The sequence below is a fragment of the Enterobacter sp. BNK-18 genome (assembly GCF_047456135.1).
Taxonomy (GTDB): Bacteria; Pseudomonadota; Gammaproteobacteria; order Enterobacterales; family Enterobacteriaceae; genus Enterobacter; species Enterobacter ludwigii.
The window spans coordinates 3,428,959-3,446,041 of sequence record NZ_CP179899.1; the positions used below are offsets into that span (position 1 = coordinate 3,428,959).

The 17,083-nt window shown below is 56.5% G+C and carries 14 protein-coding genes; 8 read left to right on the forward strand and 6 right to left on the reverse strand.

The features are described 5' to 3' along the window. Positions 1 to 24 precede the first annotated feature (24 nt). Both envZ and ompR read right to left on the reverse strand, forming a co-directional pair. Entirely contained in the window at positions 25 to 1,371 is a 1,347-nt protein-coding gene (gene envZ, locus ACMGG3_RS16595; protein WP_014171962.1) for a two-component system sensor histidine kinase EnvZ, read from the reverse strand. Next, positions 1,368 to 2,087: a two-component system response regulator OmpR gene (gene ompR, locus ACMGG3_RS16600; protein WP_006177890.1), complete on the reverse strand. Its 720-nt coding sequence runs from the start codon at positions 2,085 to 2,087 to the stop codon at positions 1,368 to 1,370. Before ompR ends, envZ begins: the two co-directional genes overlap by 4 nt. A gap of 232 nt (positions 2,088 to 2,319) precedes the next feature. On the opposite strand from ompR, the gene greB reads away from it, so the two are divergent. The 5 genes from greB to feoC all read left to right on the forward strand — a co-directional run bounded on the left by greB (position 2,320) and on the right by feoC (position 8,331). Beyond that, positions 2,320 to 2,793 carry a transcription elongation factor GreB gene (gene greB, locus ACMGG3_RS16605; protein ID WP_014171964.1) on the forward strand — a complete coding sequence of 158 codons (474 nt, stop codon included), beginning with the start codon at positions 2,320 to 2,322 and terminating at the stop codon, positions 2,791 to 2,793. A gap of 88 nt (positions 2,794 to 2,881) precedes the next feature. Next, positions 2,882 to 5,212: a Tex family protein gene (locus tag ACMGG3_RS16610; RefSeq protein ID WP_025202857.1), complete on the forward strand. Its 2,331-nt coding sequence runs from the start codon at positions 2,882 to 2,884 to the stop codon at positions 5,210 to 5,212. Positions 5,213 to 5,504: 292 nt separating this feature from the next. Further along, entirely contained in the window at positions 5,505 to 5,732 is a 228-nt protein-coding gene (gene feoA / locus ACMGG3_RS16615; protein ID WP_020884570.1) for a ferrous iron transporter A, read from the forward strand. 30 nt (positions 5,733 to 5,762) lie between these two features. Continuing rightward, positions 5,763 to 8,081 (forward strand): Fe(2+) transporter permease subunit FeoB, encoded by a 2,319-nt coding sequence (feoB, locus tag ACMGG3_RS16620; protein ID WP_050737691.1) that lies wholly within the window; start codon positions 5,763 to 5,765, stop codon positions 8,079 to 8,081. A 10-nt stretch (positions 8,082 to 8,091) separates the two neighbouring features. Further along, on the forward strand, positions 8,092 to 8,331 hold the full coding sequence (gene feoC / locus ACMGG3_RS16625) for a [Fe-S]-dependent transcriptional repressor FeoC (RefSeq protein ID WP_014171968.1): 240 nt from the start codon (positions 8,092 to 8,094) through the stop codon (positions 8,329 to 8,331). Between the two features lie 30 nt (positions 8,332 to 8,361). Here the strand turns inward: feoC and ACMGG3_RS16630 are convergent, their stop codons facing one another. Both ACMGG3_RS16630 and bioH read right to left on the reverse strand, forming a co-directional pair. Further along, positions 8,362 to 8,631: a YdgH/BhsA/McbA-like domain containing protein gene (locus ACMGG3_RS16630; RefSeq protein ID WP_020884569.1), complete on the reverse strand. Its 270-nt coding sequence runs from the start codon at positions 8,629 to 8,631 to the stop codon at positions 8,362 to 8,364. A 111-nt stretch (positions 8,632 to 8,742) separates the two neighbouring features. Then, a complete protein-coding gene (gene bioH / locus ACMGG3_RS16635; RefSeq protein ID WP_025202854.1) occupies positions 8,743 to 9,516 on the reverse strand; it encodes a pimeloyl-ACP methyl ester esterase BioH in 774 nt (257 codons plus the stop codon). 36 nt (positions 9,517 to 9,552) lie between these two features. On the opposite strand from bioH, the gene gntX reads away from it, so the two are divergent. The 3 genes from gntX to gntT all read left to right on the forward strand — a co-directional run bounded on the left by gntX (position 9,553) and on the right by gntT (position 12,497). Beyond that, entirely contained in the window at positions 9,553 to 10,236 is a 684-nt protein-coding gene (gene gntX, locus ACMGG3_RS16640) for a DNA utilization protein GntX (RefSeq protein WP_020884567.1), read from the forward strand. A 61-nt stretch (positions 10,237 to 10,297) separates the two neighbouring features. After that, entirely contained in the window at positions 10,298 to 10,873 is a 576-nt protein-coding gene (gene nfuA / locus ACMGG3_RS16645; protein WP_003861601.1) for a Fe-S biogenesis protein NfuA, read from the forward strand. Positions 10,874 to 11,180: 307 nt separating this feature from the next. Further along, positions 11,181 to 12,497, forward strand: coding sequence for a gluconate transporter (gene gntT / locus ACMGG3_RS16650; RefSeq protein WP_014171973.1), 1,317 nt, complete (start codon positions 11,181 to 11,183; stop codon positions 12,495 to 12,497). Between the two features lie 52 nt (positions 12,498 to 12,549). On the opposite strand, the gene malQ is transcribed toward gntT, so the two are convergent. Continuing rightward, the gene (malQ, locus tag ACMGG3_RS16655) at positions 12,550 to 14,631 is read right to left on the reverse strand and encodes a 4-alpha-glucanotransferase (protein WP_025202852.1); all 2,082 of its coding nucleotides are present in this window, start codon (positions 14,629 to 14,631) and stop codon (positions 12,550 to 12,552) included. Between the two features lie 9 nt (positions 14,632 to 14,640). Further along, a complete protein-coding gene (gene malP / locus ACMGG3_RS16660; RefSeq protein ID WP_328704638.1) occupies positions 14,641 to 17,034 on the reverse strand; it encodes a maltodextrin phosphorylase in 2,394 nt (797 codons plus the stop codon). Positions 17,035 to 17,083: the final 49 nt, after the last annotated feature.

The following is a 17,083-nucleotide window of genomic DNA, read 5'->3' on the forward strand; positions in this document are numbered from 1 at the left end:
AAGGGTGGCTTTTGCCACCCTTTTTTAACTCTCTCTCACCTGCCCGCGCGTCACCGGCACCGGTAACCATGCGCGAATGCTTAAACCGCCCCGCTCACTGGTCCCAATCTCCAGCAAGCCGTTATGGTTATCCACAATACGCTGCACAATCGCCAGGCCTAAGCCGGTTCCGCTGGTACTGCGCGCGCTATCGCCCCGCACAAACGGCTGGAACAGATGCTTACGCTGCTCTGGCTTAATGCCCGGACCGTCATCTTCGACCTGGAACCAGGCGCGGTTGAGCTCAGACCCGCTGCTGACTTTAATCCAGCCATTGCCATAACGAGCCGCGTTAACCACCATATTGGCCACCGCACGTTTAATGGAAAGCGGGTGCATCCGCACCTGAATTTCTCCGGCCTGCAGGTCGGTATCGATTTCCCGCTCGTAGCCGCTTTCCGCCGCGACCACTTCACCGAGTACCGCATTCAGATCGGCCATCTCCATCGGCATCTCCTGCCCGGTACGCAGGTAGTCAATGAACTGCTCGATGATGGCGTTACACTCTTCGATGTCCTTGTTAATGGACTCCGCAAGATAACCATCCTCTTCGCCCATCATCTCCGTCGCCAGACGGATACGCGTGAGCGGCGTGCGCAGGTCATGACTCACGCCCGCCATCAGTAGCGTACGGTCGTCTGCCAGCTGCTTCACGCCGGCCGCCATATGGTTAAAGGCCCGCGTAACGGAACGCACTTCTGAGGCGCCGTACTCACGCAGTGGCGGAGGAATAATCCCTTTACCGACCTGCAGCGCAGCGTGCTCCAGGTCGACCAACGGTCGGTTCTGTATACGAATAAACAGCCACGCGCCGCCTATCGCCAGCAGCATAATGGCAAGGGTGTAGCGGAACAGCGGTGAGAAGTCACCCTGGTGAATTTCGGTCAGCGGGACGCGCACCCAGATATTGGGTGACAGCCAGGTTTTCAGCCAGACGACCGGCGAGCTTTTGTTGACCTCAACGCGCACTTCCGTCGGGCCACCTAACTGCTGCGCCATCTGCTGACTGAGGAACTCATAATGCTGCGCCCAGCGCAGGCCAGCGTCTTCTGCCGCTTCGTTGGAGTAAAGCGAAATACCCAGCTCACGGTAGATTTCACGGCGAAACGCCGGGGGAACAACTAACTGCGTGCCGTCCTCCAGTTGCAGTTTATCGGTCATCAGCATACGCACTTCGTATGCCAGAACCTTATTGAACTGCTGGAGGCTCGGCAGGATCGCAAAGTTCAGCACCACCAGATAGGTTGTCACCAGGCTGACAAACAGCAGGGTGACAATCAGTAACAGCGTACGGGCAAATGAGCTTCGCGGAGAGAAGCGCATTCGCCTCATGCTTTAGCGCCGTCCGGGACAAACACGTAGCCCAGACCCCATACGGTCTGAATATAACGAGGATGCGCCGGATCTTCTTCCACCATGCGGCGCAGACGGGAGATCTGCACGTCAATGGAACGTTCCATTGCGGAGTATTCACGGCCGCGCGCCAGGTTCATCAGCTTGTCACGTGAAAGCGGCTCACGCGGGTGGCTGACCAGCGCTTTCAGCACCGCGAACTCACCGCTGGTGAGCGGCATAGGTTCATCTTCACGGAACATCTCACGGGTACCGAGATTCAGCTTGAACTTACCAAACGCAATCACCGCTTCTTCCTGCGACGGTGCGCCAGGCAGTTCGTTCGCCTGACGGCGCAGCACGGCGCGAATACGGGCCAGCAGTTCCCGCGGGTTGAACGGTTTTGGAATGTAGTCGTCAGCGCCGATTTCCAGACCAACGATGCGGTCAACCTCTTCCCCTTTCGCCGTCACCATGATGATCGGCATAGGGTTGCTCTGGCTACGCAGACGGCGGCAGATGGAAAGCCCGTCTTCACCAGGCAGCATCAGGTCGAGTACCATAAGATGGAATGATTCGCGGGTCAGCAGACGGTCCATCTGCTCAGCGTTGGCCACGCTACGAACCTGGAAGCCCTGCTCGGTCAGATAACGCTCAAGCAGCGCACGCAGGCGCATGTCGTCATCCACGACCAGAATTTTGTAGTTCTCTTGCATTGTGTGTACTCCCAAAGGTTCGGATAGTCTAATAACAGCGTATTCTAAAAAAGTGCACGTGTTCGACCAGCTAATTCTGGTATAAATTCTAGTCGAAATTGTTACAAAGCATATTTAACAGCAGCTTATCTGCACATTTCATCACATAAATCATTATTAACGTTGTCTGTTAGACTACGTGATACGTAATGTGCGCAAAGAATGCAATGATGTCGAGTCTTAAGGTCACCCCATGAAAACGCCCCTGATCACCCGCGAAGGGTATGAGAAACTCAAAAAAGAGATGGATTACCTGTGGCGCGAAGAGCGTCCTGAAGTGACCAAGAAAGTGACCTGGGCCGCAAGCCTGGGCGATCGCAGTGAAAATGCTGACTACCAGTACAACAAAAAACGGTTACGTGAAATCGACCGGCGGGTCCGCTATCTGACCAAATGCCTTGAGAACCTCAAAATAGTGGATTACTCCCCACAGCAGGAAGGCAAAGTGTTTTTCGGCGCGTGGGTCGAGATTGAGAACGACGATGGCGACACCCTGCGTTTTCGTATCGTCGGCTATGACGAAATTTTTGGTCGTAAGGATTACATCTCTATCGACTCACCAATGGCCCGTGCGCTGCTGAAAAAGGAAGTGGGCGATTTGGCCGTCGTGCAGACCCCTGGCGGCGAAGCCAGCTGGTACGTCAACGAAATTACGTACGTTAAATAGTCCGAGAGCGCCCTCCGCGGCTGGCATTTTGCCGTGTCAGCCCGTATAACTATCCCCTGATTTTTTCGACTCAACAGATGATAAAGCCATGATGAAAGATTCGCTCTGCCGCATTATTGCGGGTGAACTTCAGGCCAGAGCCGAACAGGTAGAAGCTGCCGTTCGCCTGCTTGATGAAGGGAACACCGTGCCGTTTATTGCACGTTATCGTAAGGAAGTCACCGGCGGTCTGGATGACACGCAGCTGCGTAACCTGGAGACCCGTCTCGGTTACCTGCGTGAACTGGAAGACCGTCGTCAGGCGATCCTCAAATCCATCGGCGAACAGGGAAAACTGACCAGCGAGCTGGAAACCGCAATCAACGGCACCCTGAGCAAAACCGAACTCGAAGACCTTTATCTGCCGTACAAACCGAAGCGCCGCACCCGTGGACAGATTGCCATTGAGGCAGGCCTGGAGCCGCTGGCCGAACTGCTGTGGAACGAACCGTCCCACGACCCGGAAACCGAAGCCGCGAAGTTTATCGATGCCGATAAAGGGGTCGCAGACACCAAAGCCGCACTCGACGGCGCGCGCTACATTCTGATGGAGCGCTTCTCCGAAGATGCCGCCCTGCTCGCGAAAGTGCGTGACTATCTGTGGAAAAACGCCCACATCGTCTCTACCGTGGTCAGCGGGAAAGAGGAAGAAGGCGCCAAGTTCCGCGATTATTTCGATCATCACGAACCCATCTCTACCACCCCTTCACACCGCGCGCTGGCGATGTTCCGCGGCCGCAACGAAGGCGTGCTCCAGCTCTCCCTGAATGCCGATCCACAGTTTGACGAGCCACCAAAAGAGAGCCACTGCGAGCAGATCATTATCGACCACCTCGGCCTGCGCCTGAACAACGCGCCGGCAGACAGCTGGCGCAAAGGCGTGGTGAGCTGGACGTGGCGCATCAAGGTGCTGATGCACCTCGAAACCGAACTGATGGGCACCGTGCGTGAACGCGCCGAAGACGAAGCAATCAACGTCTTCGCCCGTAACCTGCACGACCTGCTGATGGCCGCACCTGCCGGCCTGCGCGCCACCATGGGTCTCGATCCGGGTCTGCGTACCGGCGTAAAAGTGGCCGTGGTTGACGGTACCGGCAAGCTGGTGGCTACCGACACCATTTATCCGCATACCGGCCAGGCGGCGAAGGCTGCCGTCGTGGTTGCGGCGCTGTGCGAGAAATACAACGTGGAGCTGGTGGCCATCGGCAACGGTACGGCCTCCCGTGAAACCGAGCGTTTCTACCTCGACGTGCAGAAACAGTTCCCGAAAGTCACCGCACAGAAAGTGATTGTCAGCGAGGCGGGCGCTTCCGTCTATTCGGCGTCTGAACTGGCCGCCCTGGAGTTCCCGGACCTGGACGTTTCCCTGCGCGGTGCGGTTTCTATCGCCCGTCGTCTGCAGGATCCGCTGGCGGAGCTGGTTAAGATCGACCCGAAATCCATCGGCGTCGGCCAGTATCAGCATGACGTGAGCCAGACTCAGCTGGCCCGTAAGCTGGATGCGGTCGTGGAAGACTGCGTAAACGCCGTCGGCGTTGACCTGAACACGGCCTCTGTTCCCCTGCTGACCCGCGTGGCGGGCTTAACCCGCATGATGGCGCAAAACATCGTTGCCTGGCGTGATGAAAACGGCCAGTTCCAGAACCGCCAGCAGTTGCTGAAGGTGAGCCGTCTGGGGCCAAAAGCGTTTGAGCAGTGTGCAGGCTTCCTGCGCATCAACCACGGCGATAACCCGCTGGATGCCTCAACCGTTCACCCGGAAGCGTACCCGGTAGTGGAACGCATTCTGGCCGCAACCCAGCAGGCGCTGAAAGACCTGATGGGCGACAGCAGCGCGCTGCGCAACCTGAAGGCGGTCGATTTTACCGACGAACAGTTCGGGGTGCCGACGGTCACGGACATCATCAAAGAGCTGGAAAAACCGGGCCGCGATCCGCGTCCTGAGTTTAAAACCGCGACCTTCGCCGACGGCGTTGAAACCATGAATGACCTGCTTCCAGGCATGGTACTCGAAGGGGCGGTCACTAACGTCACCAACTTTGGCGCGTTTGTCGATATCGGCGTGCATCAGGATGGTCTGGTCCACATCTCTTCCCTTGCCGATAAATTCGTTGAAGATCCGCATACCGTGGTCAAAGCGGGCGACATTGTGAAGGTGAAGGTGATGGAAGTGGATCTGCAGCGTAAGCGTATCGCCCTGACGATGCGTCTGGACGAGCAGCCAGGTGAAACCAACGCGCGCCGCGGCAGTAACGGCGGCGGACGCGAGCAGCAGCGCCCGGCCGCAAAAGCGGCGAAGCCACGCGGACGTGACGCCCAGCCTGCGGGCAACAGCGCCATGATGGATGCGCTGGCGGCAGCAATGGGTAAGAAACGCTAACCGCATAAAAAAGGCCCGGTGATGCGTCACTCACCGGGCCGATATCCCGCCGAAATTAATTGTAAAATATGAAACCGGTTGTATATCTATATTTCAACTATCAGTGATCACACTATTAACAAATAAGCCTTTCCTCTCCCTGCCGCAGAATCAGTAAATATTGAGCAAGGTCAAACAGGCCGTAAATTAATACCGCAAACAACATTCCGTCACAGTTTTATTATTGCTGATAAAAACTATTCTCATTATCATCCCATAGTAGATATTTTAACCTCTCGTGGAATCAGGCATTATGCAATTCACTCCAGACAGTGCATGGAAAATTACCGGTTTTACCCACGAAATTAGCCCAGCCTATCGACAAAAGCTGCTGTCGCTGGGCATGCTGCCCGGCTCGTCATTTCAGGTCGTGCGCGTCGCCCCGTTAGGTGATCCGGTGCATATCGAAACCCGACGCGTAAATCTGGTATTGCGTAAAAAAGATCTCGCATTAATAGAAGTCGAAGCCTTATCCCGATAACAAGCCAGCGGTTTCAGTGAGTCCAGAAAAATGAAAAAATTAACTATTGGCTTAATTGGCAATCCTAATTCCGGCAAGACAACGCTATTTAACCAGCTCACGGGTGCGCGCCAGCGCGTCGGTAACTGGGCTGGCGTAACGGTTGAACGTAAAGAAGGCCTGTTCTCAACAACAGATAACCAGGTCACGCTGGTTGACCTGCCCGGCACGTACTCCTTAACCACGATCTCCTCGCAAACTTCGCTCGATGAGCAGATTGCCTGCCACTATATTCTTAGCGGCGACGCGGATCTGCTCATCAACGTGGTTGATGCCTCAAACCTTGAGCGTAACCTCTACCTGACGCTGCAGCTGCTGGAGCTGGGCATTCCCTGCATCGTGGCGCTCAACATGCTCGACATTGCAGAGAAACAGAAACTGCGTATCGACGTCGATGCCCTCTCCGCACGGCTGGGGTGCCCGGTCGTTCCGCTGGTGTCGACGCGCGCCCGCGGTATTGATGCCCTGAAACTGGCTATCGATCGCCACGCGGGAAATCGTAACGTTGAGCTGGTGCACTACGCCCAGCCACTTCTGCGCGAAGCGGATCTGCTGGCACAAGAGATGGACCAAAGCATGCCCGCGAAACAGCGCCTGTGGCTCGGCCTGCAAATGCTGGAAGGGGATATCTACAGCCGCGCCTATGCTGGTCATGCGGCAGATAAACTGGACGTGGTCCTCGCCCGTCTGAGCGACGAGCTGGATGATCCGGCCCTGCATATCGCTGATGCTCGCTATCAGGCCATCGCCGCGATTTGCGACGTGGTCAGTAACGCCCTGACGGCGGAACCGAGCCGCTTCACCGCGGCCGTGGATAAGGTTGTGCTTAACCGCTTCCTCGGTTTGCCGGTCTTCTTGCTGGTGATGTACCTGATGTTCTTGCTCGCCATTAACATTGGTGGCGCACTCCAGCCGATTTTCGATGCCGGTTCCGTTGCTATCTTTGTTCATGGCATTCAGTGGGTGGGTTACACCCTGCATTTCCCGGAATGGCTGACCATCTTCCTTGCCCAGGGGATTGGCGGTGGTATCAACACCGTACTGCCTCTGGTGCCGCAAATCGGCATGATGTATCTGTTCCTCTCCTTCCTTGAGGATTCCGGTTACATGGCACGCGCCGCCTTCGTCATGGATCGCCTGATGCAGGCGCTCGGTCTGCCAGGCAAATCCTTCGTGCCGCTGATCGTGGGCTTCGGCTGTAACGTGCCCTCGGTTATGGGTGCCCGTACGCTGGATGCACCGCGTGAACGTCTGATGACCATTATGATGGCACCGTTTATGTCCTGCGGTGCACGACTGGCTATCTTCGCGGTCTTTGCCGCGGCCTTCTTTGGGCAGCAGGGGGCACTGGCGGTCTTCTCGCTGTACGTGCTGGGTATCGTCATGGCCATTCTCACGGGGCTGATGCTGAAACACACCATCATGCGCGGCGAAGCGTCGCCGTTCGTTATGGAACTGCCGGTCTACCACGTCCCCCATCTTAAAAGCCTGGTGATCCAGACCTGGCAGCGCCTGAAAGGCTTCGTCCTGCGTGCCGGTAAAGTGATTGTTATCGTGAGTATTTTCCTGAGCGCGCTGAACAGCTTCACCCTGAGCGGACAGGCTGCGGATAACATCAACGACTCCGCCCTCGCCTCCGTCAGCCGCGTCATAACCCCGGTCTTCAAACCGATCGGCGTCCATGACGATAACTGGCAGGCGACCGTCGGTCTGTTCACCGGTGCGATGGCGAAAGAGGTGGTCGTCGGGACCCTGAATACGCTCTACACCGCGGAGAACATCCAGGAGCAAGCGTTCAATCCGGCAGAGTTTCATCTCGGTAACGAACTGCTGGGCGCCGTCGAAGAGACATGGCAGAGCCTGAAAGACACCTTCAGCCTGAGCGTGCTGGCGAACCCTATTGAGGCCAGTAAAGGTGACGGCGAAATGGCAACGGGTGCCATGGGCGTGATGAGCGAGAAATTTGGTAGCGCCTCTGCGGCCTACAGCTACCTCATCTTTGTTCTGCTCTATATTCCGTGCATCTCCGTCATGGGTGCGATTGCCCGCGAGTCCAGCCGTGGCTGGATGGGCTTCTCCATTCTGTGGGGGCTCAACATCGCTTACTCGCTGGCGACGCTCTTTTATCAGACCGTTAACTTTAGCCAGCACCCGCGGTATAGCCTGGTGTGCATCCTGGCGGTTGTGCTGTTTAACGTGCTCGTTCTCGGCCTGCTACGCCGGGCACGCAGCCGGGTTGATATCAACCTGCTGGCAAACCGCAAAACGGCTGCCACCTGCTGCAACAGCCCGGCGGGCGACTGTCACTAAGGGGTAAGCCATGGCATCGTTGATTCAGGTACGTGATCTGCTGGCGTTACAAGGGCGAATGGAGGCGAAACAGCTGAGCCTCACCCTGCATACGCCACAGCCGATGATCGATGCCATGCTGGAAAGACTGGAAGCCATGGGAAAAGCGGTGCGTATTCAGGAAGAGGCGGAGGGCTGCCTGTCCGGCAGTTGTAAAAGCTGCCCGGAAGGAAAAGCCTGCCTCAGAGAGTGGTGGGCACTGCGCGCATAAAGCCGGGCATCGCTGCCCGGCATTAACGTATTACTTATAGACGTCCGCCGTTGCGCGCACGTTTTTGGTCTGTTTTTCGGCACTGGTGACGACGTAGTACTTCCCACCCAGCTCATCCGCTTTCTTAGACAGCTCTCTTTTGGCGTCCATCGGCGCGGTCGTGTCAGACGTAGAAATCTCACCAACTTTGGTCAGATTCATCCCGGCAACTTTATCTTTTTCCAGCTCTTGTGCCGCAAAGGCGCCAAATGAAAGTGACCCAATAACCAGAGAAGTGACGATACCTGTAACAAGTTTCATAGCCTGACTCTCCATAGGATTGTTGTTTTGATTATCGTAGGCAGAACAACCGCAACGACATCTGGAGTATGGTTGCGGTGTGAAACTTTTTCCAGGCTGGATAGAAAATAATCAGTCTAAACGTTGACTTAACGCAACGAGCGCTGAACAAAACTCCGCCGGATGAGAGATAAACGGCGCATGCGCGGCTTTGTTTATCACCAGAGACTCACTTTGTGGCCAGAGTGAATCCAGCACTGGAACCACTTTACGCGGCACCAGCCCGTCGAGGTAGCCGTAGATACGCAGGTGCGGCATCGCCAGCGCGGCCAGCGGCTCACGCAAATCGACGGTTTTGAGGATCTCAAGCCCCCCGTTAAGCACCTCAACGTCCGGCATCGGCAGGGAAAGCACGGTCTGCTTCAGCGCTCTGGCATCCTGACGCGCGGTGTCGGTTCCCATTGTCTGCAGGGCCAGGAAACGCTCAACGGTCCGCTGGAAGTCTTCGCTCAGCTGTTTCTGGAACCCGGCCAGCACATCCGGTTTTATGCCCGGCCAGTCGTCCTGCGCACTGAAGCACGGTGACGAGGCTACCGTGACCAGCGCACGCACGCGCTCGGGATGGGTCAACGCAATCTGGCTCGCCACCAGCCCGCCCAGGCTCCAGCCCAGCCAGATGGCGTGTTGCGGCGCAGCGTCCAGCACCTGCTGCGCCATCTCCTCGACCGACATTGCCCCAAAGCCGCGGCTGCGGCCAAAGCCCGGTAAATCCACCAGATGCAGGGTAAATTGCGAGGCGAGTTCCCCGGTTATGCAATTCCATACTTCGGCATTCAGGCCCCATCCGTGCAGCAGCACAAGATGGCAATTTCCCGTCCCTACGGTCTGCCACCACAGCGTCTTCATCAGTTACTGTTCTCTTTTTTCACATGGAGGTTGCACATGTTAACAGTGCCTGGCTTGTGCTGGCTATGCCGGATGCCGCTTGCCCTCAGCGCATGGGGCGTCTGCTCCGTTTGCACCCGCTCGCTGAAAAGGCAGGCGATGACGTGTCCGCAGTGTGGGCTAAATGCCACCGGGCGAGACGTTCCCTGCGGCCGCTGCCTGAAAAAAGCGCCGCCGTGGTGTGCCCTGGTGGCTGTGGATGATTATGTTGCGCCGTTAAGCGGCCTTATACATGCGCTGAAGTTTGCCGGCCAGAGTGTGCTGGCGCGTCCCCTCGCCCGCCTGTTACTGCTGGCCGTTTTACAGGCGCGACGCACCCGCGGCCTGCCGAACATCGACATGGTGGTTAACGTGCCTTTATACCGTCGCCGACACTGGCGACGCGGCTACAACCAAAGTGACCTGCTTTGCCGCCCGCTCGCGCGATGGCTCGGTTGCCGTTACGACGCCCGTGCGCTCAAACGCGTCCATAATACGGCCATCCAGCATCAGCTCACGGCCCGGCTTCGCAAAAGGAACCTCAAAAATGCCTTTCGTCTTGAATTCCCGGTCAAAGGCCTCCATATCGCGATTGTGGATGATGTCGTCACCACAGGCAGTACCGTTGCTGAACTTTCCCGACTGCTTTTGCAAAGCGGCGCCGCGTCGGTTCAGGTATGGTGTCTGTGCCGTACCTTGTAGCCCTTCTTCAATGGGCGTATGATTATACCCAGGTAATTTAGTCAACTATTAGGCCAAAGCTATGATCCGTATTTCCGATTCTGCACAAGCGCACTTTGCCAAACTGCTGGCAAATCAGGAAGAAGGGACGCAGATCCGCGTGTTTGTGATCAATCCAGGCACTCCGAATGCAGAATGTGGTGTCTCTTATTGTCCTCCGGACGCAGTGGAAGCGACTGACACTGCCCTTAAATTTGAACAGCTCACGGCTTACGTTGATGAGCTGAGCGCACCGTATCTTGAAGATGCGGAGATCGACTTCGTCACCGATCAGCTGGGTTCTCAGCTGACCCTGAAAGCACCAAACGCCAAAATGCGTAAAGTGTCTGACGATGCCCCACTGATGGAGCGCGTCGAGTACCTGCTGCAGTCTCAGATCAACCCACAGCTGGCGGGCCACGGCGGTCGTGTTTCCCTGATGGAAATCACTGAAGACGGCCTGGCGATCCTGCAATTCGGCGGCGGCTGTAACGGTTGTTCAATGGTTGATGTCACGCTGAAAGAAGGGATCGAGAAGCAGCTGCTGAACGAATTCCCGGAACTGAAAGGTGTGCGCGATCTGACCGAACACCAGCGCGGCGAGCACTCTTACTACTAAGCGCCCGCCTGCTTTTGCCCGGTGGCGCTATGCTTACCGGGCCTGCTTTCCCCTCCCTGCCTTGCCTCCCCATATGTTGACCTGCGTCTCATAATTCAAATTTAGCCCCCCAGGGTGATTCTCAACCACGACATGTTACCCGTATCATTCTCGTGGGCACTAAGCACCTTCATAACAGCCGACTAAACTTAATAGTTTCCAAGGCAACAGTATTAGTGCCGTTAACACTCTGTTCCCAGTTGGGACAATCGGAATTTGTCGTTGAAACAATGACGTTACCCATAACAATTCAAAGGCCAGGTAAATCATGCCATTAGTCATCGTTGCTATCGGTGTTGTGTTATTACTGCTCTTGATGATCCGTTTCAAAATGAACGGGTTTATCGCTCTGGTTCTGGTGGCACTTGCAGTCGGTCTGATGCAAGGGATGCCGCTGGTGAAAGTCATCAGCTCCATTAAAGCCGGTGTCGGCGGCACGCTCGGTAGCCTGGCACTGATCATGGGCTTTGGCGCTATGCTCGGCAAAATGCTGGCGGACTGTGGGGGCGCCCAGCGTATTGCCACCACGCTGATTGCCAAATTTGGTAAGAAGAATATTCAGTGGGCGGTCGTGTTAACCGGGTTTACCGTCGGTTTCGCACTGTTCTATGAAGTGGGCTTCGTGCTGATGCTGCCACTGGTGTTCACCATCGCAGCGGCAGCGAACATTCCACTGCTGTATGTCGGTGTACCGATGGCCGCCGCGCTGTCCGTTACGCACGGTTTCCTGCCACCACACCCGGGTCCAACCGCGATCGCCACCATCTTCCATGCCGATATGGGTAAAACCCTGCTGTTCGGTACGATTCTGGCAATCCCGACGGTGATCCTGGCCGGCCCGGTTTATGCCCGCTTCCTGAAAGGGATTGATAAGCCTATCCCGGAAGGTCTGTACAGCGCGAAAACCTTCACGGAAGAAGAGATGCCTGGTTTTGGCGTCAGCGTCTGGACCTCTCTGGTGCCGGTTATCCTGATGGCGATGCGTGCCGTGGCGGAAATGATCCTGCCAAAAGGCCACCCGTTCCTGTCCGTTGCCGAATTCCTGGGCGACCCGGTGATGGCGACGCTGATTGCGGTGCTGATTGCGATGTTCACCTTCGGCCTGAACCGTGGTCGTTCGATGGATCAGATTAACGACACGCTGACCTCTTCCATCAAAATCATTGCCATGATGCTGCTGATTATCGGTGGTGGCGGTGCGTTCAAGCAGGTGCTGGTCGACAGCGGCGTGGATAAATACATCGCGGCCATGATGCATGAAACCAATGTGTCACCGCTGCTGATGGCGTGGTCTATCGCTGCGGTGCTGCGTATCGCGCTCGGCTCTGCAACCGTTGCAGCAATCACCGCCGGTGGTATCGTTGCGCCGCTGATTGCGACGACGGGCGTGAGCCCTGAGCTGATGGTTATCGCGGTAGGTTCCGGTAGCGTGATTTTCTCTCACGTGAACGATCCGGGCTTCTGGCTGTTCAAGGAATATTTCAACCTGACTATCGGTGAAACCATCAAGTCCTGGTCTGCACTGGAAACCATTATTTCGGTGTGTGGTCTGGTCGGGGTTCTGCTGTTGAACATGGTTATCTGATATCAAAAAGCCGGGTAGCTTGCGCTTACCCGGCTTTCTTCTCTCTGCGAGACTACCGCGTTTTACCCACCGCTTTTCTGCGCTTATCCAAATCCTTAATCAGCCTGTTCACCCCGTCATCGGCAAACATCTTCTCAAGCGTGATGGACAATTTGCGACGCCAGTTCTTGTACTGATAGCTGGTACCCGGAATGTTCACCGGCTCCGCCATATCAATCCAGTCTTCCGGCTGCAGACCCAGCAGGGCACTGTTGCTGTCGGCAATATAGCGCTGCAATCCGCGGTTGAGCGTAGGCGTCATCGACATCAGTGAAGCCTTATGCCCGGCGCGTTTCGGCAGGCAGCCATGCTTGTGTAACGCATCAAGCAACCCTTGCTTCGCCAGCTCGCGATCCTGATACAGCCCGCGTAAGACCTCTTCATCCGGATACAGGCCCAGCGTTTTACCGAGCGTCAGATCGCCGCTTTCCCAATAGCCACGAAGCGTAGGAAGGTCATGCGTCGTCGCGACTGCCATTGACTGTTCAGGGTACGCTTTCGGCGCGCGGAAGGTTTTCTCATGGTCGTTTTCAAAATAGAGCACTTTATAGGAGTAAACGCCGCTGTCGCGGAGCTTACTGACAATCTCAACCGGCACGGTACCGAGATCTTCGCCGATCACCATGCACTGATGACGTTTACTCTCCAGCGCCAGGATCGAGAGCAGATCGTCAACCGGATACTGTACATACGCGCCGTGGTCAGCCGTTTCACCATAAGGGATCCACCACAGACGCAGGACGGACATCACGTGGTCAATTCGCAGCGCGCCGCAGTTTTGCATGTTGGCGCGCAGCAGGTCGATAAACGGCTCGTAAGCCCGCGCGGCCATGACGTGCGGATCCATCGGCGGCAAACCCCAGTTCTGGCCGAGCGGGCCAAGAATATCCGGCGGTGCGCCCACGGAGGCCTTCAGGCAATAAAGCTCGCGGTCACACCAGGTTTCCGCCCCGCCTTCCGCCACGCCAACGGCCAGATCGCGGTACAGGCCGATCGGCATTTTATAGCCCTGGCTCACCTGCCAGCAGGCGGCAAACTGGCTGTAAGCCAGCCACTGCAGCCAGAGGAAGAAATCCACCTCGTCAGCATATTTTTTGCAGAACGCCTGCACTTCGGGCGTATCGACAGATTGATACGCTTCCGGCCATACCGGCCAGCCCCAGCGCATTTCGTCCTCTTTTACCTGATAAGCATGCAATGCATCGAACGCCGCCTGCCAGTAAAGGCTCTCGCCTTCCTGAGCTACAAACTGGCGGAAAGCCGACATCTGCTCATCATCACGCTGCGAAAAACCTTTCCACGCCAGACGTAACGCGGCCATTTTCAGTGCGGTGACGGTGGCATAGTCTACCCAGTCCGTCTCGCGCGCCTGCTTCAGCGCCTGCTGAGTGGTCGTGAGGTTCCACCACGCCTGCGCCTCTTTGCTGCTTTTGAAATCGTCTAAGGCATTCACGTCAATGTAAATCACGTTCAGCCAGCGACGGGATGACGGGCTGTACGGACTGGCACTTTCCGGGTTCGCCGGATAGAGCGCATGAATGGGGTTGAGGCCTATAAACGCACCGCCGCGCTCGCCCACATCCGCCAGCATCTTTTTCAGGTCGCCAAAATCGCCGATACCCCAGTTGCTGTCAGAGCGCAGCGTGTAGAGTTGCACGCAGGCCCCCCACAGCTTTTTACCCTCGAGCAACGCTTGCGGCTCATAGCAGCGTTTTGGCGCAACAATCACCCGACAATGAAAACGCTGGTCGTCCTGCGTGAGGGTTAACGTGTGATAGCCCTCCGGCAGTTTTGCCGGAAGGTTAAGCGCTTTGCCACCGGTGGCGTGGCCTTTGTGCTGTTGCCCCTCTTCGGTCGTGAGCAGCCAGCTAAATTCGCCGCGCCCGTTTACCGTTAGCGGCATCTTTTTACCGGCGGTAAACACCTTTACGTTCGGCACCGGAGCAACCGACGCTTTCGCGTCGGTCTTGTGCATGGCATCCAGCAAACGTCTTTTGGTGTCGGCGCCAATAGACTGTGGTTTGCCGTGAGCATTAATGTAACTGAGGCTGATCCCCGCCGCCTGCGCGGCACTGTCCAGACGTTTACTCTCCATCGCGCTTCCTTAGCGTTTTGCCTGCCAGATACGAGCCTGATAATCACGGATTGAGCGGTCAGAACTGAACATCCCGCAGCGGGCGGTGTTCAGAATGCACGCCCGGGTCCACGCTTCCTGGTCGCGATACAGCACGTCGACCTGTTTTTGCGCGTCCACATAGGCCGTAAAGTCCGCCATGACCAGATACGGGTCACCGCCGTGTTTGTCCATGCTGTGCAGCATCTGGTCAAAGGCATGTTTATCGCCATCGCTGTACTTACCGCTTTCCAGCTCTTTCAGAACCGCATCAAGAACTTTGTCTTTCTTACGCCATTTCACCGGGTCGTAACCTTTGGCTTTGAGGGCTTTCACTTCTTCGACGGTATGGCCGAAGATAAAGATGTTCTCTTCCCCCACCTTTTCGGCGATCTCGACGTTCGCGCCGTCGAGCGTACCGACGGTCAGCGCACCGTTCAGCGCCAGCTTCATGTTGCCGGTACCGGAAGCTTCTTTCCCTGCCGTGGAGATCTGCTCGGAGATATCCGCCGCCGGGATCAGCATCTCAGCTGCAGAGACGCAGTAGTCCGGCAGGAACACCACCTTCAGCTTGTCACCCACTTTCGGATCGTTATTGATGGCCGCGGCCACTTTATTAATGGCGAGGATAATGTTTTTCGCCAGGTAGTAGCCCGGTGCGGCTTTCGCCCCAAACAGGAACACGCGCGGTACGCGGTCAGCCTGCGGGTTCTCGCGGATCTCTTTATACAGCGCCAGAATATGCAGCAGGTTCAGGTGCTGGCGTTTGTACTCATGCAGACGTTTGATCTGAATATCGAAAATGGCGTTCGGGTTGATCTCAATCCCGGTACGCGCTTTGACAAAATGCGCCAGACGCACTTTGTTTTCGAGCTTAATGGCGCGGTACTGCTCGCGGAATGCCGCGTCGTCGGCATACTTTTCCAGATTGATAAGCTGGTCCAGATCGTTGGCCCACTCTTTCTTCAGGGTTTTGTCCAGCAGGCCAGCCAGCAGCGGGTTGCACTGCTTAATCCAGCGACGCGGCGTGATGCCGTTAGTCACGTTATGGAATTTGGTCGGCCACAGCTGGTGGTATTCCGGGAACAGGTCTTTCACCACCAGATCCGAGTGCAGCGCCGCCACACCGTTCACCGCAAAACCGCTTACCACGCACATGTTCGCCATGCGCACCTGTTTGTCATGTACCACAGCCAGCTTCGCCCACACCGCTTTGTCGCCCGGCCAGGTTTTATCCACTTGCTTTTTAAACGCGTCGTTAATCTTGTTGATGATCTGCATATGACGCGGCAGCAGGGCTTTCACCAGCTTCTCATCCCAGCACTCCAGCGCTTCAGGCATCAGGGTGTGGTTGGTATAGGCAAACGTACGGCTGGTGATCGCCCACGCGTCATCCCAGCCCAGCTGGTGCTCGTCAATCAGCACGCGCAGCAGTTCAGGAATCGCAATCGTCGGGTGCGTATCGTTAAGCTGGATCACTTCGAAGTCCGGCAGCTGCGCCAGCTTGCGGCCCGCCAGGTGATGACGACGCAGAATATCCGCAATGGAACAGGCACACTGGAAGTACTGCTGCATCAGACGCAGTTTCTTGCCCGCCAGATGGTTGTCGTTCGGGTAAAGGACTTTGGTCAGTTTCTCGGCGTCGATCCCCTGCTGCTCGGCACGCAGGAAATCGCCGTCGTTGAATTTGGTCAGGTTGAAGGGATGAGCGTGCTTTGCCTGCCACAGACGCAGCGGTTGCGCCACGCCGTTACGGTAGCCCAGCACCGGCAGATCCCAGGCTTCGCCGGTCAGGGTAAACGCAGGCTCCCACAGCCCCTGCTTCGTGACTTTACCACCAATGCCCACCTGCACATCAAGCTGTGCATTGTGGCGGAACCAGGGGTAAGTATTGCGGTGCCAGTCATCCGGCGCTTCCATCTGATGACCATCAGCAAACGACTGACGGAACAGGCCGTACTGGTAGTTCAGACCGTAGCCAATGGCCGACTGACCCACGGTGGCCATCGAGTCAAGGAAACAGGCCGCCAGACGTCCCAGACCACCGTTACCCAGCGCCGGGTCAATCTCTTCTTCCAGCAGGTCGGTCAGGTTAATGTCATGCTCTTTCAGCACATCACCCACCTCCTTATACCAGCCGAGGTTCAACAGGTTGTTACCTGTCAGACGGCCAATCAGGAACTCCATTGAGATGTAGTTAACGTGGCGCTGGTCTTTCGCCGGTTTTGCCAACGGTTGAGCATCCAGCTGCTCCGCGAGCGCACCGCTCACTGCCTGCCACCACTGGTGAGGCGTCATCTCGTTTGCAGCGTGAAGGCCAAAACGCTGCCACTGACGCGTCAGGGCAGCCTGGAATTGAGCTTTGTTAAAGGTAGGCTGTGACATAGGGAATTGGCATCCTGTAGAGAGAAAACACATGTTGGCGCTAGTGTGC